The following is a 26,159-nucleotide window of genomic DNA, read 5'->3' on the forward strand; positions in this document are numbered from 1 at the left end:
TTAACTGTCACAGCCGCATGGCACGATCGGACCCTGACAGTTTGAGCACGGGCAGTCGAGCGTGAGGGCCTGAAGAGATGGTCTTGTTCTTGTTCCTGGTCGTCGCCCTCCTCGTGGTGGTCGGCGCGGTGACCCTCGCCGTGGTCGGCGGCGGCGACAGCGCCGCCCTGCCCGACGTCGAGCCGGAGCGGTTCACCGACCCGCTGCCCCCCGACCGGCCGCTGCGCCGCGCCGACGTGGACGCGGTCCGCTTCCCGATGACCCTGCGCGGCTACCACATGGGCGAGGTGGACGACGTGCTCGGCCGCCTGGGCGCCGAGCTCGCCGAGAGGGACGCGCGCATCGCCGAGCTGGAGGCCGCCCTGGCCGGCGCGCAGGCCACCGCCGTCGCCGGACCCGCCCTCTTCGAGGGGTACGAACCACGCACGGCGAAGGACACGAAGGGCGACGACCAGTGAGCACCGAGAGCGGCGCGGTACCGGGCCCGGACGGCGGCCTGCGCTGCCCCTGGGGCCTGTCCACCGAGGACTACGTGGCGTACCACGACGAGGAGTGGGGCCGCCCGGTCCACGGCGACGACGCCCTGTACGAGCGGCTCTGCCTGGAGGCCTTCCAGTCCGGCCTGTCCTGGATCACGATCCTGCGCCGCCGCGAAGGCTTCCGCGCCGCCTTCGCCGACTTCGAGATCGCCGCGGTCGCCCGCTTCACCGACGCGGACCGCGAGCGGCTGCTCGCCGACCCCGGCATCATCCGCAACCGCGCCAAGATCGACGCGACCCTGGCCAACGCGCGCGTGCTCGCCGACTGGCCCGAGGGCGAGCTGGACTCGCTGATCTGGTCCTTCGCGCCCGACCCCGCCACCCGTGCGGCCCCGCGCACCCTCGCCGACGTCCCGGCGATCACCGACGAGTCCACCGCGCTGTCCAAGGCCCTCAAGAAGCGCGGCATCCGCTTCGTCGGCCCCACCACGGCGTACGCGCTGATGCAGGCCTGCGGCCTGGTCGACGACCACCTCCCGGACTGCGTGGCCCGCGGGGCGGCGGGACCGGCCTGACGCCGTCCGGCGCGCTCAGCGGCCCAGGTACTTCGGCTTCTCCTTGGCGATGAAGGCCTGCACGGCGATGGCGTGGTCCTGCGACGCGCCCGCCTTCGCCTGCAGCTCGTCCTCCTTGTCGAGCGCCTCGTCCAGGGTGTGGCCCGCCGCGTAGGCGAGGGACTCCTTGAGCGCCCCGTAGGCCAGGGTCGGGCCCTCGGCCAGCGCGCGGGCCACCTGGGCGGCCTCGGCGGCGAGGTCGGCCGCGGGCACGATCCGGTTGGCGATGCCCAGGTCGTAGGCCTCCTGCGCGCTGATGTTGCGCGGGAAGAGCAGCAGGTCGGCGGCGCGCCCCGGGCCGATCACGCGCGGCAGCGTCCAGGAGACGCCCGAGTCGGCGGTCAGCGCGACGCCGGCGAAGGAGGTGTTGAACCGGGCGGTGTCGGCGACCACCCGGTAGTCGGCGGCCAGCGCGAAGCCGAGGCCCGCCCCCGCCGCGACGCCGTTCACGCCCGCCACGACCGGCTTCGGCATGCCGGTCAGCGCCCGCACGATGGGGTTGTAGTGCTCCCGGACCGTGCTCATGGTCTCCCCGGTGCCCGCCTCGCGGTCCGCGGCGAGGGAGCCGATGTGCTCCTTGAGGTCCTGGCCCACGCAGAAGGCGCGGCCGGACGCGGTGAGCAGCACCGCGCGCACGGCCTCGTCCGCTGCGGCCGTCCGCACGGCCTCCCGCAGCGCGACCTTGGCCTCGGTGTTCATGGCGTTCATCGCCTCGGGACGGTTGATCGTGATCGTCGCGAGTCCGTCGCTCACCTCGTAGAGCACGCTGTCGGCCATGGTGGTCCCCTCCGCTGGTCCAGTAGGTAGGAGCTCAGCATGACGGAGATCGTCGAGGTCCGGCATGAGGGCGGATATGTGACCTGCGTCAAAGAATTCCGGGCCCCTGAGGCGTATGGGGCGGCGAAGTATCGCAGCCACATCGCCGAATTGAGTGGTTTTGCGGGCGCGCGTTGCGCAAGCGATGCCGACCGATGTTGGTCATCGGGTCCTGCCATGCGGGATAATGGCCTGGAAGCAATGTGTTCGATGCCGGTGACACCTGGGTTGTCGGCTGCGATGAGCTGGTTTCAGGAAGGGGAACGAGCATGGCGGCCATGAAGCCGCGGACGGGCGACGGCCCGCTCGAGGTGACCAAGGAGGGGCGGGGCATCGTCATGCGCGTTCCGCTCGAAGGCGGCGGACGACTTGTCGTCGAACTGACTCCGGACGAGGCCGATGCACTCGGCGACGCCCTGAAGAAGGTCGTCGGCTGACGCGGAAGCGCGCGCGCCCATACTTTTCCACTGCCCCGGCATCGTACGACGATGCCGGGGCAGTGGTGTTTTCCGGGTCCGGTACGGGGTGCGTGCCCCGCCGGGGGCGCGGGGGAGTGCCGCAGGCGGGCGCTATCTCTTGACGGCGCAGAGGAGCCCGTCGCCCACCGGGAGCAGCGACGGGATCAGGTCCTGGCTCTCCCGCACGGTGCGCAGCAGGTCCCGCAGGTGCAGCACCTCGACCGGCTGCGGCCCCGAGTCCACGGTCCTGCCGTCGGCGAACGCGCCCTCGAAGCAGACGAGCCCGCCGGGCCGCAGCAGGCGCAACGATTCAGCGAGATAGTCCAGCGACTCCAGGCGGTCGCCGTCGCAGAACACCAGGTCGTAGCCGCCGTCCGCGAGGCGCGGCAGCACGTCGAGGGCGCGGCCGGGGATGAACCGCGCGCGGTTGCCCGCGAAGCCGGCCGCGCGGAAGGCCTGCCGGGCGAACTGCTGGCGCTCCGGCTCGGGGTCGACGGTGGTCAGGACGCCGTCGGGCCGCATGCCGTGCAGGAGGTGGATGCCCGACACCCCGGTGCCGGTGCCGATTTCGGCCACCGCTTTCGCGTCAACCGTGGCGGCGAGCAGGCGCAGCGCGGCGCCGGTGCCGGGCGACACCGAGGGCAGCCCTGCCTCCCGGGCCCGGTCCCGGGCCCAGCGCAGCGCCTCGTCCTCGGCGACAAAGGCGTCGGCGAACGCCCAGCTCGTCTGCCGGTTGCCGGTAATGGCCCTCTCCTGTCCCCGTGGTTGCCTGGCCGTGACTGTATCCGTTGGGGCCGGGAACCCGCAGATGAGGCCGCGCGTTTACAGGGGGTGGGAGGACAGCGGGGGTAACGGATGGATCAAGACCTGAAGCGGGCGCCTCGAAGGTGCAGGACACCTGCAGCGAAGCCCGTACCAAATTCACGTAAAAACGCTTATCCGGAGCTAACGGGCGAGGTGGTTATGGTAGGGGCTCCACTGGACACCACCAGAGCCGACAGGGGAGGTGCGGCTGCGTCCGGCGATCGGGGAGGAGCGCTCAGGCGTTTTCTCGGATTGGCGGGTGAGCCGAAATCCGTGACCGACACCGCTGACCGCATCCGTGCCAACGACTCCGCTCAGACCGCGACCTTTGCCGCTGACGCGGATGCGCAGGTGTGGACTCCGCCCACCTGGGAGGAGATCGTCAGCACGCACAGCGGCCGCGTATACCGCCTGGCGTACCGCCTGACCGGCAATCAGCACGACGCCGAGGACCTCACGCAAGAGGTCTTCGTCCGTGTCTTCCGGTCCCTCTCGACCTACACCCCCGGCACGTTCGAGGGCTGGCTGCACCGCATCACCACGAACCTGTTCCTGGACATGGTGCGCCGAAAGCAGCGCATCCGCTTCGACGCGCTCGGGGACGACGCCGCGGAGCGGCTGCCGAGCCGCGAGCCCTCCCCGCAGCAGGTCTTCAACGACACGCACTTCGACGCGGACGTCCAGCAGGCGCTCGACACCCTCGCGCCCGAGTTCCGCGCCGCCGTGGTCCTCTGCGACATCGAGGGCCTTTCGTACGAGGAGATCGCCGCGACGCTCGGCGTCAAGCTGGGTACGGTCCGCAGCCGTATCCACCGGGGCCGCTCGCAGCTGCGCAAGGCCCTTCAGCACCGGTCTCCCGAAGCCCGCGCCGAGCGCCGGTCGCTCGCGGTCACCGGAGCCGTGGCGCTGGGAGGAGGGGGCGCGACCGCGTGAGTGGATCACGGTCGAATCCTGCCGAACGGCAACTAGCCGAGGCCGAGCAGCATCTGGGGGACCGGCTCGCCGCCCTTGTGGACGGTGAGTTGGGCCATGACGCGCGCGAGCGCGTCCTCGCACATCTGGCGACCTGTCCGATGTGCAAGACCGAGGCCGACGCCCAGCGTCGCCTGAAGGACGTCTTCGCCCAGGCGGCCCCGCCGCCGCCCACCGAGAGTTTCCTCGCCCGTCTGCAGGGCCTGCCGGGAGGCGGTGCCGGGCCGTCGGGAGGACCGGGCGGTCCCGAGGGCTTCGCCACCGGGGCCAGCGACTCCGTCGGCCTGCCCGGCACCGGGATCTTCGGCGCGGGCCCTGACCCGTTCGTCGAGTACGTCCCGGCGGGCGCGCACGCCGCGGTGCTGCCCAGCGAGCAGCGCGGCTTCCGGATCCATGACGTCACCCGGCACGACGGCGACCGCTCCCTCTGGCGCGGGCGCCGCTTCGCGTTCGCCGCGGCGGGCGCGGTGTCGATGGCCGCGATCGCGCTCGGCGGCGTCACGGTGGGCGTCCCCACCGACACGGGCGACACCCGCGCGGGCGGCTCCGGCAACAACAGCAATGTGACCCCGCAGCGCAGCCAGGGAGCAGGCACGGCCGCCACCCCGGACTCCGTGCGGCGGCGCGGCGCCGGCAATCCGCTGTCGGCGCAGGGCCAGCGCCCGGGCGCCCTCTCGGCGCCGGTCGCGCCGACGGAGGTCAGCGGACCGCTGCTGCCCGGGACCTCCGCGCAGCCGCCCCGCTCCCGCCACAAGGTGTACGAGCTGACGGCCCCCATGCTGGCGGGCGCCGCCGTCATCTCCCCGCTGATACGCCCGGCGCAGCCCGGCCCGCACTCCGCGCGGACGCCCGGCGTGCGGCCGCCGCAGGCGCGGGACGCGGTGCTGCCGCAGAACGCCGATCCGGTGAGCACGGCCGCCGCGCCGCCGAGCTCCGGCCCGCTCAAGGGCACGTCGCAGATGCGCTGACAGGGCGGTGCCCTGCGCTCGCGCGGGAGAACCTGGTTGAATCCTCGGTGGGCCGTGCCCGCCGGGGATTCGGCGAGCGCGGGGTTGAGCATCCAAACGGCGTCCGCCGCGGGCCAGTTGTGGGGAGAACATGGACGAGGGGAAGCCCACGAAGGCGAACTGGTGGAGCCGCCCCAGGCCGGACGTGCCGGGCGCCGCCGAGCAGCCGCCCGCACCGGTGCCGCCCCGGCCGACCGAGCCGCAGGCCCCCGCCCCGGCCGACGCCACCGACTCCGCCCCGGAGCAGCCGCACCCGCACGGGACGCACCCCGGCGAGCCGATACCGACTCCCGCGCACGCCCCGCGGGAAGCACACGTCGACGCCACGGCGCAGGCCGACCGGCACGGCATGACGGCCGCCCCGCACGGTACGCACGCCGACGATCGGCACGGTACGCAGGGCGACCTGCACGGTACGCACTCCGCCGACCCGCACGGCTCTCAGGCCGACCCGCACGGCACGTACGCGGCGGATCCGCACGGTACGCAGGGTGACCCGCACGGCACGTACGCGGCGGATCCGCACGGTACGCAGGGTGACCCGCACGGCATGCAGGGTGACCTGCACGGCACGTACGCGGCCGATCCGCACGGTACGCAGGCCGCCCCGGTCGCATCCGCCGAGGGTGCCCCCGAGCAGGCCGTCCCGGCCGCCGCCCAGGCACCCGCCCCCACGGACCGCCCCCGCCCCCTGCACGACCCCGACCCGTACAGCACCCCGCCGTACGGCGAACCGGGCCCCTGGGCGCCCGCGCCCCCCGTGCAGCACCCGGCGGCGACACCCGCCCACGGCACGCAGCTCCCTCCGGGCGCCCCGCACGGTGGCACTCCGGCCCACGGCACGCAGCTCCCGGGCACCCAGCTCCCCCCGGGCGCCCCGCACGGTGGCACGCCCGCCCACGGCACCCAGCTCCCCGGCACCCCCCACAGCAGCACCCCGCCCCACGGCACCCCGCCCCCCGCGCCCGTCCCTGGTGCTCCGGGGCACGGCACGTCCGGTCCGCCGTCGTACGGGGGTGTCGTCCAGGCGCCGGTGCGGCAGGCGTACGACCCGTGGAATCAGCCGCTCCAGCAGGTCGGCTCGGTGCCGCCGGAGGACCCGGCGAAGCGGCGCGGGCGGGCGCGCAAGGCGCTGTTCGTGGGCGTCGCGCTCGTCGCCCTCGTGTCGGGCCTCGTCGGCGGCGCGACCGGCGCCTACCTGGAGCGCAACGGCACGGGTGACATCGAGCTGCGGCAGGCCGACACCGAGTCCAAGGACCGGCCCCGGGGCAGCGTCGCGGGCATCGCGTCGGCCGCCCTGCCCGGCGTCGTGACGCTGCACGTCAGCGGCGACTCCGCACAGGGCACCGGCACCGGCTTCGTGCTCGACGGCAAGGGGCACATCCTCACCAACAACCACGTCGTCGAGCCCGCGGGCACCGGCGGCGAGGTGTCCGTGACCTTCAGCGGCGGCGAGACCGCCAAGGCCGAGGTCGTCGGCCGCGACGCGGGCTACGACCTCGCGGTCGTCAAGGTGTCCGGCGTCCGCGGCCTGCGGCCCCTGACCCTCGGCAACTCCGAGAACGTGCAGGTGGGCGACCCCGTCGTGGCCATCGGCGCGCCCTTCGACCTGGAGAACACCGTCACCTCCGGGATCATCAGCGCCAAGGAGCGGCCGATCACCGCGGGCGGCGAGAAGGGCGACGGCAGCGACATCTCGTACGTGGACGCCCTGCAGACCGACGCCCCCATCAACCCCGGCAACTCCGGCGGCCCGCTGGTCGACTCCCGGGCACGCGTCATCGGCATCAACAGCGCCATACGCTCCGCGGACGAGGGCTCCGAGCCGGGCGGCGGCCAGGCCGGCTCCATCGGCCTCGGCTTCGCCATCCCGATCAACCAGGGCAAGCGCGTCGCCGAGGAGCTCATCAACGTCGGCAAGGCCACGCACCCCGTGATCGGCGTCACGCTCGACACCGACTTCAACGGAGACGGCGCCCGCATCGCGGACAAGAGCGGCAGCGGCGGCCCCGCGGTCAACAGGAGCGGCCCGGGCGACAAGGCGGGTCTCAAGCCGGGCGACGTCATCACCGAGGTCGACGGCCGTCCCGTGCACTCCAGCGACGAACTGATCGTCAAGGTCCGTGCGCACCGCCCCGGGGACCGCCTGCGGCTGACCGTCGAGCGGGGCGGGAGCGACCGCGAGGTGACCCTGGTGCTCGGTTCGGCGGGCGGGAGCTGAGTAAAGGACTGGCCACGTCTGCTCCGGGTTGTCGTGCAGCGGCTACCGGACGGACACGGGCGGCGGGTACCGTGGTCACGGTCCAGACCTCGGACGACGACCTGTTGCCGACGACCTGCTGCGGGCTGAGGACATCGCAAGGAGCTCAAGGTGTTCAATGACATTGGCGCACTCGAGATAGTGGCGCTGGTCGTCCTCGCCGTGCTCATCTTCGGACCGGACAAGCTGCCGAAGGTCATTCAGGACATCTCCCGCACCATCCGCAAGATCCGCGAGTTCTCCGACAGCGCGAAGGCGGACATCCGCGAGGAGCTCGGCCCGGAGTTCAAGGACTTCGAGTTCGACGACCTGAACCCGAAGAAGTTCATCCGCAAGCAGCTCGACAACGACGAGCTCGGGCTCAAGGAGATCCGCAACGGCTTCGACCTGAAGAAGGAGATGAACGAGGTCGCGGACGCCGTGCACGGCCGCGACAGCGACTCCTCCGACACCGGGTCCGACACCTCCGCGGCCGCCTCCGGCGGGGCCCGCGTGGACATGCAGAAGAAGCCCGCCGAGCCCAGGAAGCTCGACGCCGGGGACCGCCCGCCGTTCGACGCGGACGCCACCTGAGGCATCGCCTGAGCCGCCGCCGCCAACCGGTGTGGCTATCCTGCCTTGTTGTCCGGCGTGAGGACGCCCGAGGGGGGCGGGCCGCTCCGGACCGACGAGAGCGAGGAGGCGGCCGGGTACATGGAGACGACAAGTCGGGTAGGCACGCAGGCGGCGGCCGCGGACGGCACCGCAGAAGCGATGCCCTCCGCCCGGCGCACGGTCGACGGCTACCTGCTGGCGCCCTTCCCCTGGTACGGCCTCGACGAGGCCTTCACGGGGCAGCGCTGGCTGATGCAGGTCGGCGCGACGGCGGACGGCGCCGTGGAGCACGGTTCGATCGGACACGGCGAGGAGCCGTCGGTCCGCGCCGAGGGCACCCTCGGCAACAGTGACAAGGAGCGCTTCGCGGTCGTGGTGACCGTCGCGGCCAACCCCGTACGGCGCAGCGCCGACGGCACGGGTGTCCTGGAGGCCACCTCGGTCTCCTCGGCGGCCTGGCTCGCCGGGGTCGGCCTGCTGTCGTTCACCTGGCCCGTCCAGATGGACCACACCCTGCGCGACGACTGGCTGGACCAGCAGACGGAGACCGCCTGGGTCCTCGCCGACGACCTGGAGGGCTCCGACTGGTCGTCCCTGTCGCTGCCGGTGGACGGGGTGCCGACGCCCTTCCACTACCGCGAGTCCGAGTACGGCTGGGTCCTCGCCGGCTCCACCAAGGAGGGCGTGCACCTGGGCGCGTACGGGCGGGGCATGAGCGCGTACGGGCTCGGCTTCTCGGTGATCAAGGACATCGGGTCCTACGCGTAGCACTCCGTGCGGCGCGGGGAGCTCCGCGGGCCGGCCGGGCCGGTCGCGGAGGTCCCCGCGCCCCTGACGGGGCGCTGCGCGTCAGCCGTTCAGAACTTGTTGCGCGGTGTGATGCCCAGCGACATGCCCGACAGGCCGCGCTGGCGGCCGCCCAGCTTGCCCGCGATCGCGCGCAGCGCGGAGCCCGCGGGGGACTCCGGGTCGCTCAGGACGACCGGCTTGCCCTCGTCGCCGCCCTCGCGCAGGCGCACGTCGATCGGGATGGAGCCGAGGACCGGCACCTGGGCGCCCGTCGTCTTCGTGAGGCCCTCGGCGACCCGCTGGCCGCCGCCCGTGCCGAACACGTCGACCATCTCGCCGCAGTGCGGGCAGGGCAGCCCCGACATGTTCTCCACGACGCCGACGATCTTCTGGTGGGTCTGCACGGCGATGGAACCGGCGCGCTCGGCGACCTCGGCCGCCGCCTGCTGAGGCGTCGTCACGACCAGGATCTCCGCGTTCGGGACCAGCTGGGCCACCGAGATCGCGATGTCGCCGGTGCCCGGCGGCAGGTCGAGGAGCAGCACGTCCAGGTCGCCCCAGAAGACGTCCGCGAGGAACTGCTGGAGCGCGCGGTGCAGCATCGGGCCGCGCCACACCACCGGGGCGTTGCCCGGGGTGAACATGCCGATGGAGATGACCTTCACGCCGTTCGCCGACGGCGGCATGATCATGTCCTCGACCTGGGTGGGCCGGCCGTCGGCGCCCAGCATGCGCGGCACGGAGTGGCCGTAGATGTCCGCGTCCACGACGCCGACCTTCAGGCCGTCCGCCGCCATCGCGGCCGCGAGGTTCACCGTCACCGAGGACTTGCCGACGCCGCCCTTGCCGGACGCGACCGCGTAGACGCGGGTCAGCGAGCCGGGCTTGGCGAAGGGCACCTCGCGCTCGGCGGTGCCGCCGCGCAGCGCGGTGGCCAGCTCCTTGCGCTGTTCGTCGCTCATCACGTCCAGTGAGACGTCCACGCGCGTGACGCCCTCGACGGCGGCGACCGCGTCGGTCACGTTCTTCGTGATGGTCTCGCGCATCGGACATCCGGAGACCGTGAGGTACACGGTGACCGCCACCACCCCGTCGGCGGAGATGTCGACCGATTTGACCATCCCCAACTCGGTGATGGGTCGGTGGATCTCGGGGTCGTTCACCGTCGACAGTGCTTCGCGCACCGCGTCTTCCGTAGCCATGGCTCCGATAGTACGGCGCGGTAACCCTGCCTCGGAAAGGTATGTCAGCGGTCGCCTACGTCACTCCCGCGCCGGCCGTCCGACGGGAAGACCGCGCGCTGCTCCTCCAGCTCCTTGACCAGGTCCTGGAGCTCGGAGCGGATCCAGTCGCGGGTGGCGACCTCGCCCAGGCCCATGCGCAGCGAGGCGATCTCGCGGGTGAGGTACTCGGTGTCCGCGATGGACCGTTCGTTCTGCTTGCGGTCCTGTTCGAGGTTGACGCGGTCGCGGTCGTCCTGGCGGTTCTGCGCGAGGAGGATCAGCGGGGCGGCGTAGGAGGCCTGCAGCGACAGCATCAGGGTCAGGAAGATGAACGGGTACTGGTCGAACCGCAGGTGGTCGGGTGCCGCGATGTTCCACACCACCCACAGAATGATGACGACCGTCATCCAGACGATGAACCGGCCGGTGCCCAGGAAGCGGGCGATCCGCTCCGAGAGGCGCCCGAAGGCCTCCGGGTCGTACTCGGGCAGCAGCCGGGGCCGCGGGGTCCTCGGCTGGTCGAGGCGGAATCGAGGGCTCCGGGGCTCCGCCCGGTTCTCTCGCTCACGGTCAGCCGCCATGGCCCGCTCCTTCCTCCTCCAGATGGAACTCGGTCTCGCGCCAGTCGCCCGGCAGCATGTGGTCGAGCACGTCGTCGACGGTGACCGCGCCGAGCAGCGAGCCGCCCTCGTCGACGACGGGCGCCGCGACCATGTCGTACGTCGCGAAGAACCCGGCGACGGCCAGCAGGCCCGCGCCCGGCGCCAGCGGCTGCAGATCGTCGTCGAGGATCGAGCCGACCAGGGTGTACGGGGGGTCGCGCAGCAGGCGCTGGAAGTGGACGGTGCCCAGGTACTTCCCGGTCGGCGTCTCGTCCGGCGGCCGGCAGACGTACACCTGCGCGGCGAGCGCGGGGGAGAGGTCCTGCTGGCGCACCCGGGCGAGCGCGTCGGCGACCGTCGCGTCGGGCCGCAGCACGATCGGCTCGGTCGTCATCATGCCGCCGGCCGTGCGCTCCTCGTACGCCATCAGGCGCCGCACGTCGGCCGCGTCGTCCGGCTGCATCAGGGTGAGCAGCCGCTCCTTGTCCTCCTCCGGGAGCTCGGCCAGGAGGTCGGCGGCGTCGTCCGGGTCCATGGCCTCCAGGACGTCGGCGGCGCGCTCCTCGGCGAGCTTGCCGAGGATCTCGATCTGGTCGTCCTCGGGCAGCTCCTCCAGGACGTCGGCGAGCCGGTCGTCGTCGAGGGCGGCGGCCACCTCGGTCCGCCGCTTGGGGGAGAGGTGGTGCAGGACGTTGGCGAGGTCGGCGGGGCGCAGCTGTTCGAAGGTGGCGAGCAGGCTCTCGGCGCCCTGGCCGTGCTCCTCCAGGGAGAAGCCGTCCACGGCGGACCAGTCGACGGTGAGGGTCTCGCCCTTGCGGCGGAACGTTCCCCCCTTGCCCTTGCGCACGAAGACCCGGTCGATCTCCCAGTCGCGGCGGGCCGGGAGCTGCTGGACCGACACGTCCAGGACGGTGACCTCCTCGCCCGAGTCGACGAGCCGCACCCGCCGGTCGAGCATCTCGCCGAGCACGAGCCGCTCGGTGGGGCGCTGCTCGAAGCGCCGTACGTTCAGCACGCCGGTGGTGATGACCTGGCCCGACTCGATGCCGGTGACGCGGGTCATCGGCAGGAAGATCCGGCGCCGGGTGGAGAGCTCGACGACGAGGCCGAGCAGCCGGGGCGGGCGCTTGCCGACCCGGAGCATCGCGACGACGTCGCGGACCCGGCCCACCTGGTCGCCGTTCGGGTCGAAGACGGCGGTGCCGGACAGGTGCGACACGAAGACCCTGGGGGCGCCTGCCGCCATGCGTGCGTCTCCTTCGGGCCGGTGGGGTTCCTGCCGGTTGATCCGTCAATACCGGCTTCAGGCTAGCCCGTCCCGGTCGGATGCGCCCCGGCGGAGGGTCCGGACGGCCTTGCGCCGGTCGGCTCGGCCGGCCCGGGTACGCTGCCGTACTGCCGAAGCCGTAGAGGTCGTCCGCACGAGAGGCAGCGCCACCTGTGACCGCACATCCCCCGGCCAGCCGCGCCCGCAGGGCAGCGATCAAGGGCGCGCTGTGCGCGGGCCTGGTCGCGGCGGCCACGACACTGACCGCCTGCAGCGGCGGCGAGGACCCGGACGCGGGGACGAACGGCGTCGGCAAGCTGACCGCGGCGAAGATCCAGGGCAAGGCGGGCCGGGTGGCGGGCTCCGCGTCGGCCGTGCGGCTCTCCGGCACGCTGGTGAGCAAGAGCCACACGTACTCCCTCGACATGCGCCTCAAGGGCGACGGCGGCACGGGCTCCGTGACGTCCAAGGGGCGGACGTTCCAGCTCCTGCGCGTGGGCGAGGCGCTGTTCCTGAAGGCCGACACCGAGTTCTGGACGAACGACGGCGGGGCGTCGGGGAAGGCGGACGGGGCGGCGGCGGCCAAGCTGGAGGGCAAGTACGTCAAGATCCCCCAGGGCGACCCCGCCTATCAGCAGCTGAGCGGCTTCACGGACAAGGACAAGCTCCTGGACGGCATGCTCACGCTGCACGGCCGGCTGGAGAAGGGCGAGCGCGGCACGACGGGATCGCTGCGCAGCATCAAGATCACCGGCGACGCGGGCGCGGGCGGCACGCTCTCCGTCTCCCTGGAGGGCAAGCCGTACCCCCTGCGCCTGGAGCGCGGCGGCCACGCGGGCACGGTCCGCCTCTCCGACTGGAACAAGGACTTCCCCCTGCAACAGCCGGACAAGGAAGAAATGGTCGACTACGGCAAACAGCTCCCGACGTCCTGACACCCCCGCATGGGGCGAAGCCCCTGCAGGGGGCGCGGGGAACGGCGCGAGCAACCACGGAGCACCCGCACCCGAAGAGCGCCCGCTCTCAGCCCTTCCGCTTCCGCCGAAAAAGCAGCCGAGGCAACGCCTCCGGCACGACCCCCCGCGTCGTCGCCCCCGTGGCCAACGGCACCGCCGCCAACGCCCCCGACGGCATCTCGGTCACCACATCCCGCGGCACGAGCCGGACGACCCGGCACTGCTCGGCCCACCGCACGGTGACCCGCTCGGCATCCGGCGCGTTCAACCGCTTCCCCTTGAGCTCCGCGACCGCCGCCTCCCACTCGGGAGAGCCGGGCGCCAGCTCGGCGACCAGCGCCGTCCAGGCGACGACCCGCCCGCCCTTGTCCTTGCTGCGCACGGTCACCTCGGCGGGCCGCCCGTCCACGAGCCCGGGCAGCGGCTGCTCGCCGGGCCCGTCCCCGACCAGCACCGCGGCCCCGTCCAGCCAGACGTGCCAGAGCGCCCGGGCGGGCGAGCCCTCGCCCCGGACCCAGATGAGACCGGACTTCTTGGTGGCCTCCTCGACGAGGGCGCGGTCGAGCAGCGGGTCAGCAGTCATGGCCGCAGCCTATCGAGTGCCGCTCACAGCCAGCCGTTGCGCTTCAGCGTCCGGTGGATCGCGAAGCAGGCGCCGCCGATGAGGGCGAGCACCATCGGGTAGCCGAACCGCCAGTGCAGCTCGGGCATGTGCTCGAAGTTCATGCCGTAGACCCCGCAGACGGCCGTCGGCACGGCGATGATCGCCGCCCACGAGGTGATCTTGCGCATGTCCTCGTTCTGCGCGACGGCGGCCTGCGCGAGATTGGCCTGGAGGATGGAGTTGAGCAGTTCGTCGAAGCCGATGACCTGTTCCTGGACGCGCGTGAGGTGGTCGGCGACGTCCCGGAAGTACTTCTGGATGTCGGGGTCGACGAGCCGCATCGGCCGCTCGCTGAGCAGCAGCATCGGCCGCAGCAGCGGCGAGACGGCCCGCTTGAACTCCAGGACCTCGCGCTTGAGCTGGTAGATCCGCCCGGCGTCGACGCCGCGGGAGGTGCCCTTGCCCTTGCTCGGCGCGGAGAACACCTCGCTCTCCACGTCGTCGATGTCGTCCTGCATGGCGTCGGCGACCGCGATGTACCCGTCGACGACGTGGTCGGCGATCGTGTGCAGCACCGCGGAGGGGCCCTTGGTGAGCAGCTCGGGGTCCTCCTGCAGGCGGCGGCGCAGGGCGCGCAGCGAGCCGTGGCCGCCGTGCCGGACGGTGATGAAGAAGTCCCGGCCGGTAAAGCACATCACCTCGCCGGTCTCCACGACCTCGCTGGTGGCGGTGAGTTCGGTGTGCTCGACGTAGTGGATGGTCTTGAAGACGGTGAACAGCGTGTCGTCGTAGCGCTCCAGCTTGGGCCGCTGGTGGGCGTGGACCGCGTCCTCCACGGCGAGCGGGTGCAGCCCGAACTCCGCGGCGATACCGGCGAATTCGGCCTCGGTCGGCTCGTGCAGGCCGATCCAGGCGAAGCCGCCCCGGCGGCGCACCTCCAGCATCGCCTCGTGCGGGGAGAGCGCGTCGGCGCACGGCAGCCGGCGCCCGTCGCGGTAGACGGCGCAGTCGACGACGGCGGACGCGGCGTCGCGGGTCGCGTCATAGGTGTCGTACGAGGCGGGGGAGGAGGGGAAACCGGTGCCGTCCTTGCGCAGCGAGGGGCGGACGGCGGCACGAAGGTCGCGGATCATCGACATGGGCAGGCTCCTTCGGCGGAGGCCGCCTGCGACGGTTGGAACTGCCCGGAATGGGGACGTCCTCCTGCGGGATGTTTGGCACGTCCACAAAGCGGGGAGCACCGCACCGTCGCGGTGGCAGCTTCGCTACTGACACAGATCAGGGAACTCAGACAGATCAGGTGGGAACGAAGTGCTCTTCCGTCGCACACGGCACGAACGGTGCTCGCGGTGCGGGTGTGTGCTTGCGCAGCTACCGGGCTGCGTGAATCACCGGGCGGAAGAGCGGGTGGTACTGCACGGTCGACTTCGGTCCATTGCAGCCCCACCTCCTCCGGCCGGTCCCCCGTAAGGGAAGTCCCATGCGCCCTTCACGCCAGTGGCGCAAAGTCAGTGTCTGTCTGCAGGGCTTGAAAGCGACGCTTCTGCGTGCTGCCCTGAGCCAGCGGCCAACACTATCAGCCGACAGAAGTGTCAAGCCCCCGCTTTGCCCTTCCCTGACGAGTTCTATGCTCACGTCATGGCTGATGTTCTTGCGCTGGTCGAGGCCCGTCTCCGTACCGGCCTGGGGGAGCCGGACGCGCGCGCCGCGGTGACCTTCCTCGGGACCGACCGCGTCGAAGTGCTGCGCTTCACGGACGGCGACCTGGTGCGCTACGCCACCCTCGGCATGTCCGTCCAGCCGATGGCCGACCCCACCGCCGCCCTCGCCGACCCGGTCAAGGGCCCGCGCGCGGAGCTGGTGTTGTCGGTCCGTGCGGGGCTCGCCGACACCGACAAGGTGCTGCGCCCGCTCGCGGTCCTCGCCGCCTCGCCCCAGGTCGAGGGTCTGGTCGTGGCGCCGGGGGCCTCGCTGGACGTGGGCGAACCGCTGTGGCCCGCGGCGCCCTTCACCTCCGTGCTGGTCGCCGAGTCCGGCGGCCTGGTCGAGGACCTGGAGCTCGACGCGCCCATGGAGCCCGTGCGGTTCTTGCCGGTGCTCCCCATGACGCCGAACGAGGCGGCGTGGAAGCGGGTGCACGGCGCGGGCGCCCTCCAGGAGCGCTGGCTGAACAGCGGCACGGACCTGCGCGATCCGCTGCGCAAGTCCGTGCCGCTGGACTGAACCACCCGGCGTGCGGGCTCAGTTGGCGAAGACGCCGACGCCGTCCTCGGCGGCGTGCCGCGGTTCGAGTTCCTCGGCCTCGTGGGTCAGGGCCTTCCTGCGCACCCGGACGACGACCGCGCCGAGCACCGCCGTGACGGCCGCGACCACGAACGGGATGTGGATGTTGCTCCACTCCTCGATCTTCGGTGCGAAGAACGGCGCGGCGGCGGCCGCGAACCACCGGACGAAGTTGTAGCCGGCGCTGGCCACCGGGCGCGGCGCGTCCGAGACGCCGAGGGCGAGCTCGGTGTAGACGGTGTTGTTCACGCCGATGAAGGCGCCGGACAGGATCGTGCAGACGATGGCGGTGGTGTGGTTGCCGTAGCCGAGCACCAGGACGTCCGCGGCGAGCAGGACGAGCGAGCCGCCGAGCACCTTCAGGGAGCCGAGCCGCGCCTGCAGCCGCGGGGCGACGAGCACCGAGAAGACGGCGAGCAGCACGCCCCAGGCGAAGAAGACCGCGCCCGACTTGTACGGGGACATGTTCAGCACGAACGGCGTGAACGCGAGCACGGTGAAGAACGTGTAGTTGTAGAAGAACGCGGAGGCCGCCGCGGAGGCGAGTCCGCCGTGCCCGAGCGCCTTGAGCGGGTCGAGCAGCGACGTCTTCCGCGCGGGCCTGGGCTGTTCCTTGAGGAACGCCGTGATGCAGAGGAAGCCGATCGCCATCAGGGCCGCGGTGCCGAAGAACGGGTAGCGCCAGCTGGCGTCGCCGAGCAGCGCGCCGACCAGGGGTCCGCAGGCCATGCCGAGGCCGAGCGCCGACTCGTACAGCAGGATCGCGGCGGCGCTGCCGCCGGCCGCGGCGCCGACGATGACGGCGAGCGCGGTCGAGACGAAGAGCGCGTTGCCGAGGCCCCAGCCGGCCCGGAAGCCGACGAGCTCACCGACCGATCCCGACGTGCCGGACAGGCCGGCGAAGACCACGACGAGCGCGAGGCCCAGGAGCAGGGTCTTCTTGCCGCCGATGCGGCTGGAGACGAAGCCGGTGACGAGCATCGCGACGGCGGTGATCAGGAAGTACGAGGTGAAGAGGAGGGAGACCTGGCTGGCGCTCGCGTCCAGGCCCTTGGCGATGGACGGCAGGATCGGGTCGACGAGCCCGATGCCCATGAACGCCACGACGGACGCGCCGGCCGTGGCCCAGACGGCCTTCGGCTGCCGCAGGAGGCCGCCGGCCCCCGCGTCGAATGGGTCCCCTTCCGCGGGACCTCCGGTGCTGCTGGTCATACAGCCGCTCCTTCACTGCTTCCACTGGTTCGTTGATGTATACACATATTAAGTTAGCAAGGCTAACTGATGCAAGCTACACCTAGTTTTGCCCGGTGACGGGGCCACCGGACGGGTGATCGTCCTTGACGGGGCGGCGACCGGGGAGGACCGTTGGGCGCTATGAGGGGCGAACCCAGTTGCCCGAAGTGTGGTGGCCGGGTCAGGGCTCCCGGTCTCTTTGCCGACTCCTGGCAGTGCGACGTGCACGGCACCGTGCATCCGCTGCAGCCCGTGATCCCGCCCAGCGTCGAGGCGCTCCAGGTCGTGGTGCACCGCGCCCAGGTGCCCGTGTGGATGCCGTGGCCGCTGCCGGTCGGCTGGCTGTTCACCGGCGTGGCCTGCGCGGGCGACGACCGCAGCGGCGGGCGGGCGACCGCCGTGGCCTGCTCGGGCCCCGCGCCGCTCGGCGGTGTCGGCGAGCTGGTGCTGGTCGCCGAGGAGCTGGGCGTCGGCCTCGGCGCGCGGTACGCGGGCATCGACGGCCCCGACCCCGGCCCCCGCATGGCCATCGAGAAGCCGCCGCAGTCCAAGGTCCTCGCCGCCGGGCGGCCGACCTCGATGTGGCACGTCTCCGGGACGCCGGACGACCGCGCCGTCTTCGCGGGCGAGGCGCGCGGCCTGTGGCTGTGGGCCATCGCGTGGCCGGAGCAGTCCGGGCTCCTGATGTACGACGAGCTGGTCCTGACCGACCTGCGGGACGCGGGCGCGGAGGTCGACCTGTTGCCCTGCGGGGCGCTGTCACCGCGGCTGCTGTCGCCGTGAGCGACGCCTCCCCGCGGGCGGCCCGCACCGCGTCCGGGTCCCGCTATCCTTGAGCGTCCCCCTCATCCGTCCCGTCAGAGCACTGGAGTCAGCGTCGTGCGCATCGATCTGCACACCCACTCCACCGCGTCCGACGGCACGGACACCCCGGCCGAGCTCGTCCGCAACGCGGCGGCCGCCGGTCTCGACGTCGTCGCGCTGACCGACCACGACACCACCCGGGGCCACGCCGAGGCCGAGCGGGCCCTGCGCGAGCTGCCCGGGGGGCCGACCCTCGTCACCGGCGCCGAGCTCTCCTGCAGCCTCGACGGCATGGGCGTGCACATGCTCGCCTACCTCTTCGACCCCGAGGAGCCGGAGCTCGCCCGGGAGCGCGAGCTGGTCAGGGACGACCGGACGCCGCGCGCGAAGACCATGATCGGCAAACTCCAGGACCTCGGCGTGCCGGTGACCTGGGAGCAGGTCGCCCGGATCGCGGGCGACGGCTCGGTCGGCCGCCCGCACATCGCCGAGGCGCTCGTCGGCCTCGGCGTCGTGCCCACCGTCTCCGACGCCTTCACGCCCGAGTGGCTCGCCGACGGCGGGCGCGCCTTCGCCGACAAGCACGAGCTCGACCCCTTCGACGCGATCCGCCTGGTCAAGGCGGCCGGCGGCGTCGCCGTCCTCGCGCACCCCGGCGCCGACAAGCGCGGCAGGACCGTGGCCGAGAGCGCGATAGCCGAGCTCACGGCCGTCGGCCTCGACGGCATCGAGGTCGACCACATGGACCACAGCCCCGCGACCCGCACCCGGCTGCGCGCCCTCGCGGGCGAGCTCGGCCTGCTGACCACCGGGTCCAGCGACTACCACGGCAGTCGCAAGACATGTGTGCTCGGGGAGTTCACCACCGACCCCGAGATCTACGGCGAGATCACCCGCCGGGCCACGGGAGCCTTCCCGGTGCCGGGCGCGGGCGGAAGCCCGGCCGCGTAACAGCCCGCACCGCGCGGGGCCGTCCCGCACCGAGGGGCTGTCCCGCACCGAGGGGCCGTCCCGCACCGAGGGGCCGTCCCGCACCGCGCGGGACTGTCCCGCACCTCACTCCACCGCACTCCACGGTTCCGTGGCGGCGGCCGCCGTGCCCTGCGCCCGGTCCCGCCCGCCGCCGTTCCTTCGTACGACTCTCTGCAAGGCCATCACTGTGTTCGACGTCGCTGTCTTCGGATCCCTTTTTCTCACGCTTTTCGTGATTATGGACCCCCCGGGGATCACCCCGATCTTCCTCGGCCTGACCGCCGGCCGGCCCGCCAAGGTGCAGCAGCGGATGGCCTTCCAGGCCGTGTGCGTCGCCTTCGGCGTGATCTCGGTCTTCGGCCTCGTGGGCCACCAGATCCTCAACTACCTGCACGTGTCCGTGCCCGCGCTGATGATCGCGGGCGGACTCCTGCTGCTCCTCATCGCGCTCGACCTGCTCACCGGCAAGACGGACGAGCCCAAGCAGACCAAGGACGTCAACGTCGCCCTGGTGCCGCTCGGCATGCCGCTGCTCGCGGGGCCCGGCGCGATCGTCTCGGTCATCCTGGCCGTCCAGGACGCCGACAGCGTCGGCACGCAGATCTCCGTCTGGACGGCGATCGTGGCCATGCACGTCGTGCTGTGGCTCGTGATGCGGTACTCGCTGCTGATCATCCGCGTCATCAAGGACGGCGGCGTGGTGCTCGTGACCCGGCTCGCGGGCATGATGCTGTCCGCCATCGCGGTGCAGCAGATCATCAACGGCGTGACGCAGGTGATCAACGGCGGCTAGCGCCCCCGGACGCACGAAGGGCCCCCGTACGGATTCGAATCCGTACGGGGGTCCTTCGACGTCTGCGTTACGAGGCCGTGGTGTCGGCCGGGCGGATGTAGATGCGCTGGCCGATCGCTGCGGCCTGCTGCACGATCCGGTTGACGGAGGCGGCGTCCACGACGGTGCTGTCCACGGCGGAACCGTCGACGTCGTCGAGTCGCATGATTTCGAAGCGCATGATGGCTTCTCCCTTCGTCTGGTCATCCTCCTGAAGGAGAACTGCTCGGTGTTTCTGATGGGTACAACGAGTTGTTCCCTGCAAACATTCCCTACGCTAAAGAAAATTTTCGAGAACCTAATTACTTGCGAGTAGCGAGACCAGTTGTGTTCGCAGCGTGACGGGCGGGAGACTGGGTTCGATATGAACGACGCCGATCCCAGCGCAGTCGACCCCGATGCCGTCGACTCCGGTGCCGCCCGCGGCACAGCCGACATCAGCGCTCAGCTGGAGCGCACCAACGGCTTGCTCGAACGTGTGCTCGCCGAGGTGGCCAAGACACCGTCCACCCACGCGATCTTCGTCGACGCCGGATACCTGTACGCGGCCGCGGGCCGGCTGGCCGCCGGCACCGAGGACCGTCGGTCGTTCGACCTCGACGCGGAGGGCCTCATCGAGGCGCTCATCGACAAGGCCCGCACGATCTTCGCGGACAGCCGCCTGCTGCGCGTCTACTGGTACGACGGTGCCCGGCGCCGCATCCACACCACCGAGCAGCAGTCGATCGCGGAGCTGCCCGACGTCAAGGTCAGGCTCGGCAACCTCAACGCCAACAACCAGCAGAAGGGTGTCGACTCCCTGATCCGCAGCGACCTGGAGTCACTGGCCAGGCACCGCGCCATCAGCGACGCGGCGCTCATCGGCGGCGACGAGGACCTGGTCTCCGCGGTCGAGGCGGCGCAGGGGTACGGCGCCCGCGTCCACCTGTGGGGCATCGAGGCGCCCGACGGCCGCAATCAGGCGGAGCCGCTGCTCTGGGAGGTCGACAGCCAGCGCACCTTCGACCTGGACTTCTTCAAGCCGTACGTCACGCGCCGCGCCGTCACGACGTACGAGACGAGCGCCACCGCGCACCGGCCGTCCCGCGACGACGTCCGCTTCGTCGGCGCCCAGATCGCCGCGAAGTGGCTCGCCGCGCGCGGCCGCGAGGCGCTGGTGGGGCTGCTGCCCGGACATCCGTACCTGCCCGGCTCGGTGGACCAGGACCTTCTGGTGGAGGCGGAGCGGCTGCTGCAGTACTCGCTGCGCGGGCAGTCGGACCTGCGCAGGTCGCTGCGGGACGGGTTCTGGGACCACTTGCAGGCGCAGTACTGACCTTCCGTATCGGGGCCTTCTGTACGGAGCCCTTCTGTACGGAGCCCTTCCGTACGGGGGTCCTTGCGTACGGGGGTCCATCCGTACGGGGTCAGCGGGGTCCGTGTGCGTGCCAGAAGTCGACCAGGGCCGCCGCCGTCTCCGCGGGGCGGTCGGTGTTGGGGGAGTGCTCGGCGCCCCGGATCACCGTGCGGCGGGCGCCCAGGCGCTCGGCCATGTCGTCCAGGAGCGGCACGGGCCAGGTGTCGTCGCGCTCGCCCGAGATCACGTGCTTGGGCAGGGGCAGCGCGGTGAGCTCGGCCACCCGGTCGGGCTCCGTCGACAGCTGCCTGCCGGTGGCGATGAGCTGGGCCGGGCTGTGCAGCAGCCAGCGGGCCCGCAGGGCCTCCCCGTCGTCCGGGTCCTGGCCCGTCTCGGCCTCCTGCGGGGGCGGCGGCTCCATGGCGCGCATGGCCTGCCACACCTCGTCCATCGGCAGCGCGGCGACGGCCTCCGCCAGCATCTGGGCGCGGGTCCGCTGCAGCGGGGTGATCGCGGCGGGGCCCGACGACATGAGGGTGAGGGTGGCGAAGGCGCCGGGGTCGCGCAGGACGGCGGCGCGGGCGATCTGACCGCCGAGGGAGTGGCCGAGGAGGTGCGGGCGGGCGCCGTCCCCGGCGGCCCGGCCGTCCGCCCCGGCGCCGAGCGCGGCGGCCTGCGCCAGCACGTCACGGGCCAACTCGGCCTGGGCGTACGCCGATTCGTCGTCCGGCCCCGGGGTCTCGTACTGCCCGCGGCCGTCGACGGACACCGCGCGGTAGCCCGCGCGGGCCAGCGGCTCCAGGAGGGCGATGAAGTCCTCCTTGCTGCCGGTGAACCCGGGGAGCAGCAGGACGGTGCCGCGGCGCGGGGCTCCCTCGGCGGGGGCCGCGTCGAGGACGGCGAAGTCGCCGCGGTCCGTGCGGAGGATGCGCGCGGTCGCGCACGCGGGCGGGACGAAGGTCGGGGGCCTGCTCATGCGCCGAGGCTAACGGGTCGGACCCGGGCGGCGGCAGCGCAGGGGCCCGGCCGAGGGACGCGCGAAGGCCCGCCCCGGAACCGGGACGGGCCTTCGGTACGACGGGCCTGCGGGGCCGGAGCGTCAGCTCTCCTGGCTCTCCACCGCGTCGGCCTTCTTGCGCGTGCGGCGCCGGGGCGCCGCGGCGGGCGCCTCGGCCTCGGCCACCGGGGCGGCGGCGGCCTTGCGCGGACGGCGGCGGGGCTTGGACTCCTCCGTCGGCTGCGCCGGGATCCCGGCCTCGACGGCGTCGGCTGCCTCGGCCGCCTTGGCCGCCGCGGTCTTGCGGGTGCGGCGCTTGGGCTTGTCGGCCTCGGCGTCGGTCGCGGTGACCTCGGGGGTGGCGGCCTCGGTGGCCTTGGCCGCGGCGGTCTTGCGGGTGCGGCGCGGCTTGGTGGCCGGGGCGTCCGCCTCGGTCTCCACGACGGCCGCTTCGGCGACCTTGGCCGCCGCGGTCTTGCGGGTGCGGCGCTTGGGCTTGTCGGCCTCGGCGTCGGTCGCGGTGACCTCGGGGGTGGCGGCCTCGGCGACCTTGGCCGCGGCGGTCTTGCGGGTGCGGCGCGGCTTGGTGACCGGGGCCTCTGCCTCGGTCTCCACGACGGCTGCCTCCACGACCGCGGCCTCCGCGACCTTCGCCGCGGTCTTGCGGGTGCGGCGCTTCGGCTTGTCGGCGGGTGCCTCGACCTCGGCCGGGGTGCCCTCCGCCGTGGCGACGGCGGCCTCGGCGGCCTCCGGGGCCTCGGCGGCCTTGCGGGTACGGCGGCGCGGCTTGGTGACCGGCGCCTCCGTCTCGACGGCCTCGACGACCGGGGCGGCCTCGGGCGCGGCGGCCTCGGCCACCTGCTCCGCGGCCTTGCGGGTGCGGCGGCGCGGCTTGGTGGCCGGTGCCTCCGCCTCGACGGCCTCGACGACCGGGGCGGCCGCGGCAGCCTCGACGGGAGTGCTCTCGGCCGTGGCCAGCGCCTCCGAAGCGGCACCGGCACGGGTGCGCCGACGGCGGCGCGGGGTGCGCGGCTCGGTCGCCTCGACGGCGGCCGGGGCGGCCTCGGCCACCGGTGCGGCGCTCTCGGTCACCGGGGCGGCCGGAGCCGACGCGGTGGCGTCGAGCGGGCTGCCGGCCCGGGTGCGGCGGCGCCGACGCGGCGTACGCGCCGGACGCTCGCGCTCGGCGGTGTCGGAGCCCGAGCGGGGGCCGGAGCCGGAACGGTCCCGGTCCTGCCCGCGACCGCCGGAGCGGCCGCCTCGGCCGCGCCCACCGGTCTCGCCGAGGTCCTCGATCTCCTCCGCGCCCAGACCCGCACGGGTCCGCTCGGCGCGGGGCAGCACACCCTTGGTGCCCGCCGGGATGCTCAGGTCCTCGAAGAGGTGCGGCGAGCTGGAGTACGTCTCCACGGGGTCGCTGAAGCCGAGGTCGAGGGCCTTGTTGATCAGCTGCCAGCGCGGGATGTCGTCCCAGTCGACCAGCGTGATCGCGGTGCCCGACGCGCCCGCGCGGCCGGTGCGGCCGATGCGGTGCAGGTAGGTCTTCTCGTCCTCGGGGGACTGGTAGTTGATGACGTGCGTCACGCCGCCGACGTCGATGCCACGGGCGGCGACGTCGGTGCAGACGAGCACGTCCACCTTGCCGTTGCGGAACGCGCGCAGGGCCTGCTCGCGCGCGCCCTGGCCGAGGTCGCCGTGCACGGCGCCGGAGGCGAAGCCGCGCTTCTCCAGCTGCTCGGCGATGTCCGCGGCGGTCCGCTTGGTCCGGCAGAAGATCATCGCGAGCCCGCGGCCGTCGGCCTGCAGGATGCGCGAGACCATCTCGGGCTTGTCCATGTTGTGCGCGCGGTACACGAACTGCTTCGTGTTCGCGACGGTGTGGCCCACGTCGTCCGGTGCGGTGGCACGAATGTGCGTGGGCTGGGACATGTACCGACGGGCCAGGCCGATGACGGCGCCCGGCATGGTCGCCGAGAACAGCATGGTCTGGCGCTTCGCCGGAAGCATGTTGATGATCTTCTCGACGTCGGGCAGGAAGCCCAGGTCGAGCATCTCGTCGGCCTCGTCGAGGACGAGGCACTTGACGTGCTTGAGGTCCAGCTTGCGCTGGCCCGCGAGGTCGAGGAGCCGGCCCGGGGTGCCGACGATCACGTCGACGCCCTTCTTGAGGGCCTCGACCTGCGGCTCGTAGGCCCGGCCGCCGTATATGGCGAGGACGCGGACGTTACGCGCCTTGCCGGCGGTCAGCAGGTCGTTCGTCACCTGCTGGCAGAGCTCGCGGGTGGGCACCACGACGAGGGCCTGCGGCGCCTCGGTGAGCTGCTCGGGCTTCGCGCGGCCCGCCTCGACGTCGGCCGGGACGGTCACGCGCTCGAGGATCGGCAGGCCGAAACCGAGCGTCTTGCCGGTGCCCGTCTTGGCCTGGCCGATGACGTCCGTGCCCGAGAGGGCGACGGGGAGCGTGAGCTCCTGGATGGGAAAGGGATTGATGATGCCGACGGCTTCGAGCGCCTCGGCCGTCTCGGGAAGAATCCCGAGCTCTCGGAAAGTCGTAGTCAGGGCTATGCCTCTTCTGTGAGACGCGGCGTGAGGCGAACGCTGGGGGTCGTGACCGTGCCACTACCGCCGGCCGCTTGGGGGGCGTGCCGGGGGCGCGGGACCACTGCCGGCGCTCGAGCGCTCTTACCGCTGAGGTTCCCTCCTGGTGCCGCACGCAGCTGTGCGCATGGCCCGGAGGGCTGTCGGGTCGGAGCCGATCGGGCCACCGACCGGGCATCCTCATTCGTACGGCCCGTCGAATATTCGGCAGGCGCATTACCACTGTACCGCGTAATCTCGCATGTGTGTCCGGCGAATTCGTCACATGGTCGTCGTCACAGTCACTGACCAGGGCCTTACGCCGTCCATCAAGCGGGCTATTGTGCGCTTCATGGAGACGCCTGACACCCCTGCCGAATCCGCCCCCGAACCGACCGGAGTAGCCGCCCAGGACTGGGCGAAAGCTGCCGCCGAGCCCCACTACCGCGCGGCGGTCGTGGACCTCCTCGGTGCGCTCGCCTACGGGGAGCTCGCGGCGTTCGAGCGCCTCGCGGAGGACGCCAAGCTGGCGCCCACCCTCGGCGACAAGGCGGAGCTGGCGAAGATGGCGTCGGCGGAATTCCACCACTTCGAACAATTGCGCGACCGTCTCTCGGCGATCGGCGCCGAGCCGACCGACGCGATGGAGCCGTTCGTCGCCGCGCTCGACGGCTTCCACCGCCAGACCGCGCCGTCCGACTGGCTGGAGGGCCTGGTCAAGGCGTACGTCGGCGACTCGATCGCCAGTGACTTCTACCGCGAGGTCGCGGCCCGCCTCGACGGCGACACCCGCGCGCTGGTGCTCGGCGTGCTCGACGACACGGGCCACGCGAGCTTCGCCGTCGAGAAGGTGCGCGCCGCGATCGAGGCGGACCCGCGGGTGGGCGGCCGGCTCGCGCTGTGGGCGCGGCGGCTGATGGGCGAGGCCCTCTCGCAGTCCCAGCGGGTGGTCGCCGACCGGGACGCGCTCTCGACCATGCTGGTCGGCGGGGTGGCCGACGGATTCGACCTCGCGGAGGTCGGGCGGATGTTCTCCCGGATCACCGAGGCGCACACGAAGCGGATGGCGGCGCTGGGCCTGGCGGCCTAGCCGGACGCAGGGGGCCCGCCGTCCGCCGCGGGCCGCCGTGGCCGGGGGCGCGGTTCGCCGCGCCCCCGAGTCGCCCTCCGGCCGGGGCCCTTGCGGGGCTCCGCGGGGCGGTCAGGCCGTCGCGGAGCGGCGCATGCTGCCGCCGGCCGGGCGGATCAGCAGGGAGAGCAGGGCCACCGAGACGGCCACCGCCCCCAGGAGCGTCGCGGGGGTGTGGCCGGAGCCGAGCGCCATGTGGGTGATGAAGGCGCCGACGAGCGCCCCGGCGGGGCCGGTGGACAGGACGAGGCTGCGTGCGGGCAGCCGGTGGCCCAGCCGGTGTGCCGTGGCCCAGGCCAGGGCCAGGCCGAGCAATGTGGAGCCGATCGCTTCCAGAATCACGGTGTGTGCCCTCCTTCGCGGCCAGGTGCAAATCGGTCGTAGCCGGTCTACCCCCGGGTGCCGGAACGCAACCCTCCATGATCGGGCGGGACGTGCGGCCGCACGGGCAACACAGCAGAACGGCCCGGTGGTTGGGAACCACCGGGCCGTTCTTCCAAGATCCACCAAGAGCGTCCTCGCGGGCGCCCGAGCGGCTACTGCGGGTACTG

General features: G+C 72.5%; 28 protein-coding genes. 16 read left to right on the plus strand and 12 right to left on the minus strand.

Going from position 1 to position 26,159, the window contains the following annotated elements:
• The first annotated feature begins 77 nt into the window (after positions 1-77).
• Together ACFYXE_RS03215 and ACFYXE_RS03220 are read left to right on the plus strand one after the other, a co-directional pair.
• The gene (locus tag ACFYXE_RS03215) at positions 78-458 is read left to right on the plus strand and encodes a DivIVA domain-containing protein (RefSeq protein WP_361168503.1); all 381 of its coding nucleotides are present in this window, start codon (positions 78-80) and stop codon (positions 456-458) included.
• Positions 455-1,054: a DNA-3-methyladenine glycosylase I gene (locus ACFYXE_RS03220; RefSeq protein WP_389308339.1), complete on the plus strand. Its 600-nt coding sequence runs from the start codon at positions 455-457 to the stop codon at positions 1,052-1,054. The genes ACFYXE_RS03215 and ACFYXE_RS03220 overlap by 4 nt, the downstream gene beginning before the upstream one ends.
• Before the next feature lie 15 nt (positions 1,055-1,069).
• On the opposite strand, the gene ACFYXE_RS03225 is transcribed toward ACFYXE_RS03220, so the two are convergent.
• Entirely contained in the window at positions 1,070-1,870 is an 801-nt protein-coding gene (locus ACFYXE_RS03225; RefSeq protein ID WP_389308341.1) for an enoyl-CoA hydratase/isomerase family protein, read from the minus strand.
• 39 nt (positions 1,871-1,909) lie between these two features.
• Here ACFYXE_RS03225 and ACFYXE_RS03230 point away from each other — a divergent pair, with 39 nt between their 5' ends.
• Together ACFYXE_RS03230 and ACFYXE_RS03235 are read left to right on the plus strand one after the other, a co-directional pair.
• Positions 1,910-2,191 carry a hypothetical protein gene (locus tag ACFYXE_RS03230; RefSeq protein WP_361168512.1) on the plus strand — a complete coding sequence of 94 codons (282 nt, stop codon included), beginning with the start codon at positions 1,910-1,912 and terminating at the stop codon, positions 2,189-2,191.
• Positions 2,179-2,346 (plus strand): DUF3117 domain-containing protein, encoded by a 168-nt coding sequence (locus tag ACFYXE_RS03235; RefSeq protein WP_003966491.1) that lies wholly within the window; start codon positions 2,179-2,181, stop codon positions 2,344-2,346. Before ACFYXE_RS03230 ends, ACFYXE_RS03235 begins: the two co-directional genes overlap by 13 nt.
• A 132-nt stretch (positions 2,347-2,478) precedes the next feature.
• Here ACFYXE_RS03235 and ACFYXE_RS03240 read toward each other — a convergent pair whose 3' ends face one another.
• Positions 2,479-3,177, minus strand: coding sequence for an O-methyltransferase (locus tag ACFYXE_RS03240; protein ID WP_389309495.1), 699 nt, complete (start codon positions 3,175-3,177; stop codon positions 2,479-2,481).
• 153 nt (positions 3,178-3,330) lie between these two features.
• Between ACFYXE_RS03240 and sigE the strand changes: the two genes are divergently transcribed.
• The 5 genes from sigE to ACFYXE_RS03265 all read left to right on the plus strand — a co-directional run bounded on the left by sigE (position 3,331) and on the right by ACFYXE_RS03265 (position 8,772).
• Positions 3,331-4,104 (plus strand): RNA polymerase sigma factor SigE, encoded by a 774-nt coding sequence (gene sigE / locus ACFYXE_RS03245; protein WP_361168515.1) that lies wholly within the window; start codon positions 3,331-3,333, stop codon positions 4,102-4,104.
• A gap of 89 nt (positions 4,105-4,193) precedes the next feature.
• Positions 4,194-5,111, plus strand: coding sequence for a zf-HC2 domain-containing protein (locus ACFYXE_RS03250; protein WP_389309498.1), 918 nt, complete (start codon positions 4,194-4,196; stop codon positions 5,109-5,111).
• Between the two features lie 130 nt (positions 5,112-5,241).
• A complete protein-coding gene (locus tag ACFYXE_RS03255) occupies positions 5,242-7,371 on the plus strand; it encodes a trypsin-like peptidase domain-containing protein (RefSeq protein WP_389308344.1) in 2,130 nt (709 codons plus the stop codon).
• A 150-nt stretch (positions 7,372-7,521) separates the two neighbouring features.
• Positions 7,522-7,983, plus strand: a complete 462-nt coding sequence (locus ACFYXE_RS03260) for a sec-independent translocase (protein WP_389308346.1) — start codon at positions 7,522-7,524, stop codon at positions 7,981-7,983.
• A gap of 120 nt (positions 7,984-8,103) precedes the next feature.
• Positions 8,104-8,772: a hypothetical protein gene (locus tag ACFYXE_RS03265; protein ID WP_389308348.1), complete on the plus strand. Its 669-nt coding sequence runs from the start codon at positions 8,104-8,106 to the stop codon at positions 8,770-8,772.
• Positions 8,773-8,861: 89 nt separating this feature from the next.
• Here ACFYXE_RS03265 and ACFYXE_RS03270 read toward each other — a convergent pair whose 3' ends face one another.
• From ACFYXE_RS03270 to ACFYXE_RS03280, 3 genes are read right to left on the minus strand one after another with little or no spacing between them, the layout of a single operon-like run.
• Complete coding sequence (locus tag ACFYXE_RS03270; RefSeq protein WP_361168526.1) at positions 8,862-9,995, minus strand: Mrp/NBP35 family ATP-binding protein; 1,134 nt, start codon at positions 9,993-9,995, stop codon at positions 8,862-8,864.
• Positions 9,996-10,039: 44 nt separating this feature from the next.
• Complete coding sequence (locus tag ACFYXE_RS03275) at positions 10,040-10,597, minus strand: DUF1003 domain-containing protein (RefSeq protein WP_361168529.1); 558 nt, start codon at positions 10,595-10,597, stop codon at positions 10,040-10,042.
• Complete coding sequence (locus ACFYXE_RS03280) at positions 10,587-11,864, minus strand: magnesium transporter MgtE N-terminal domain-containing protein (protein WP_389308350.1); 1,278 nt, start codon at positions 11,862-11,864, stop codon at positions 10,587-10,589. The genes ACFYXE_RS03275 and ACFYXE_RS03280 overlap by 11 nt, the downstream gene beginning before the upstream one ends.
• A gap of 194 nt (positions 11,865-12,058) precedes the next feature.
• On the opposite strand from ACFYXE_RS03280, the gene ACFYXE_RS03285 reads away from it, so the two are divergent.
• Positions 12,059-12,820: a hypothetical protein gene (locus ACFYXE_RS03285; RefSeq protein WP_389308352.1), complete on the plus strand. Its 762-nt coding sequence runs from the start codon at positions 12,059-12,061 to the stop codon at positions 12,818-12,820.
• An 88-nt stretch (positions 12,821-12,908) separates the two neighbouring features.
• Here ACFYXE_RS03285 and ACFYXE_RS03290 read toward each other — a convergent pair whose 3' ends face one another.
• Together ACFYXE_RS03290 and ACFYXE_RS03295 are read right to left on the minus strand one after the other, a co-directional pair.
• Entirely contained in the window at positions 12,909-13,424 is a 516-nt protein-coding gene (locus ACFYXE_RS03290; protein ID WP_389308354.1) for a hypothetical protein, read from the minus strand.
• A 23-nt stretch (positions 13,425-13,447) separates the two neighbouring features.
• A complete protein-coding gene (locus ACFYXE_RS03295) occupies positions 13,448-14,584 on the minus strand; it encodes a magnesium and cobalt transport protein CorA (RefSeq protein ID WP_361168541.1) in 1,137 nt (378 codons plus the stop codon).
• A 499-nt stretch (positions 14,585-15,083) separates the two neighbouring features.
• Between ACFYXE_RS03295 and ACFYXE_RS03300 the strand changes: the two genes are divergently transcribed.
• Positions 15,084-15,668 (plus strand): suppressor of fused domain protein, encoded by a 585-nt coding sequence (locus tag ACFYXE_RS03300; protein WP_389308356.1) that lies wholly within the window; start codon positions 15,084-15,086, stop codon positions 15,666-15,668.
• An 18-nt stretch (positions 15,669-15,686) separates the two neighbouring features.
• Here ACFYXE_RS03300 and ACFYXE_RS03305 read toward each other — a convergent pair whose 3' ends face one another.
• Positions 15,687-16,940, minus strand: coding sequence for an MFS transporter (locus ACFYXE_RS03305; protein ID WP_361168547.1), 1,254 nt, complete (start codon positions 16,938-16,940; stop codon positions 15,687-15,689).
• Between the two features lie 162 nt (positions 16,941-17,102).
• On the opposite strand from ACFYXE_RS03305, the gene ACFYXE_RS03310 reads away from it, so the two are divergent.
• The 3 genes from ACFYXE_RS03310 to ACFYXE_RS03320 all read left to right on the plus strand — a co-directional run bounded on the left by ACFYXE_RS03310 (position 17,103) and on the right by ACFYXE_RS03320 (position 19,530).
• Positions 17,103-17,744, plus strand: a complete 642-nt coding sequence (locus tag ACFYXE_RS03310; RefSeq protein WP_361168550.1) for a DUF6758 family protein — start codon at positions 17,103-17,105, stop codon at positions 17,742-17,744.
• Between the two features lie 96 nt (positions 17,745-17,840).
• Positions 17,841-18,716, plus strand: coding sequence for a PHP domain-containing protein (locus ACFYXE_RS03315; protein WP_389308359.1), 876 nt, complete (start codon positions 17,841-17,843; stop codon positions 18,714-18,716).
• A 208-nt stretch (positions 18,717-18,924) separates the two neighbouring features.
• Positions 18,925-19,530, plus strand: coding sequence for a MarC family protein (locus ACFYXE_RS03320; RefSeq protein WP_361168556.1), 606 nt, complete (start codon positions 18,925-18,927; stop codon positions 19,528-19,530).
• A gap of 67 nt (positions 19,531-19,597) precedes the next feature.
• Here the strand turns inward: ACFYXE_RS03320 and ACFYXE_RS03325 are convergent, their stop codons facing one another.
• Complete coding sequence (locus tag ACFYXE_RS03325; protein ID WP_165283191.1) at positions 19,598-19,750, minus strand: hypothetical protein; 153 nt, start codon at positions 19,748-19,750, stop codon at positions 19,598-19,600.
• Positions 19,751-19,933: 183 nt separating this feature from the next.
• Here ACFYXE_RS03325 and ACFYXE_RS03330 point away from each other — a divergent pair, with 183 nt between their 5' ends.
• The gene (locus ACFYXE_RS03330) at positions 19,934-20,884 is read left to right on the plus strand and encodes an NYN domain-containing protein (protein ID WP_389308362.1); all 951 of its coding nucleotides are present in this window, start codon (positions 19,934-19,936) and stop codon (positions 20,882-20,884) included.
• A gap of 91 nt (positions 20,885-20,975) precedes the next feature.
• On the opposite strand, the gene ACFYXE_RS03335 is transcribed toward ACFYXE_RS03330, so the two are convergent.
• Positions 20,976-21,881, minus strand: coding sequence for an alpha/beta fold hydrolase (locus ACFYXE_RS03335; protein WP_389308363.1), 906 nt, complete (start codon positions 21,879-21,881; stop codon positions 20,976-20,978).
• A gap of 123 nt (positions 21,882-22,004) precedes the next feature.
• A complete protein-coding gene (locus ACFYXE_RS03340; protein ID WP_389309501.1) occupies positions 22,005-24,467 on the minus strand; it encodes a DEAD/DEAH box helicase in 2,463 nt (820 codons plus the stop codon).
• Positions 24,468-24,822: 355 nt separating this feature from the next.
• Between ACFYXE_RS03340 and ACFYXE_RS03345 the strand changes: the two genes are divergently transcribed.
• Positions 24,823-25,569 carry a ferritin-like fold-containing protein gene (locus ACFYXE_RS03345; protein WP_389308365.1) on the plus strand — a complete coding sequence of 249 codons (747 nt, stop codon included), beginning with the start codon at positions 24,823-24,825 and terminating at the stop codon, positions 25,567-25,569.
• Between the two features lie 111 nt (positions 25,570-25,680).
• Here the strand turns inward: ACFYXE_RS03345 and ACFYXE_RS03350 are convergent, their stop codons facing one another.
• Positions 25,681-25,950 (minus strand): hypothetical protein, encoded by a 270-nt coding sequence (locus ACFYXE_RS03350; RefSeq protein WP_361172363.1) that lies wholly within the window; start codon positions 25,948-25,950, stop codon positions 25,681-25,683.
• Positions 25,951-26,159 lie beyond the last annotated feature (209 nt).

The sequence above is a fragment of the Streptomyces sp. NPDC002564 genome, from assembly GCF_042889645.1.
Lineage (GTDB): Bacteria > Actinomycetota > Actinomycetes > Streptomycetales > Streptomycetaceae > Streptomyces.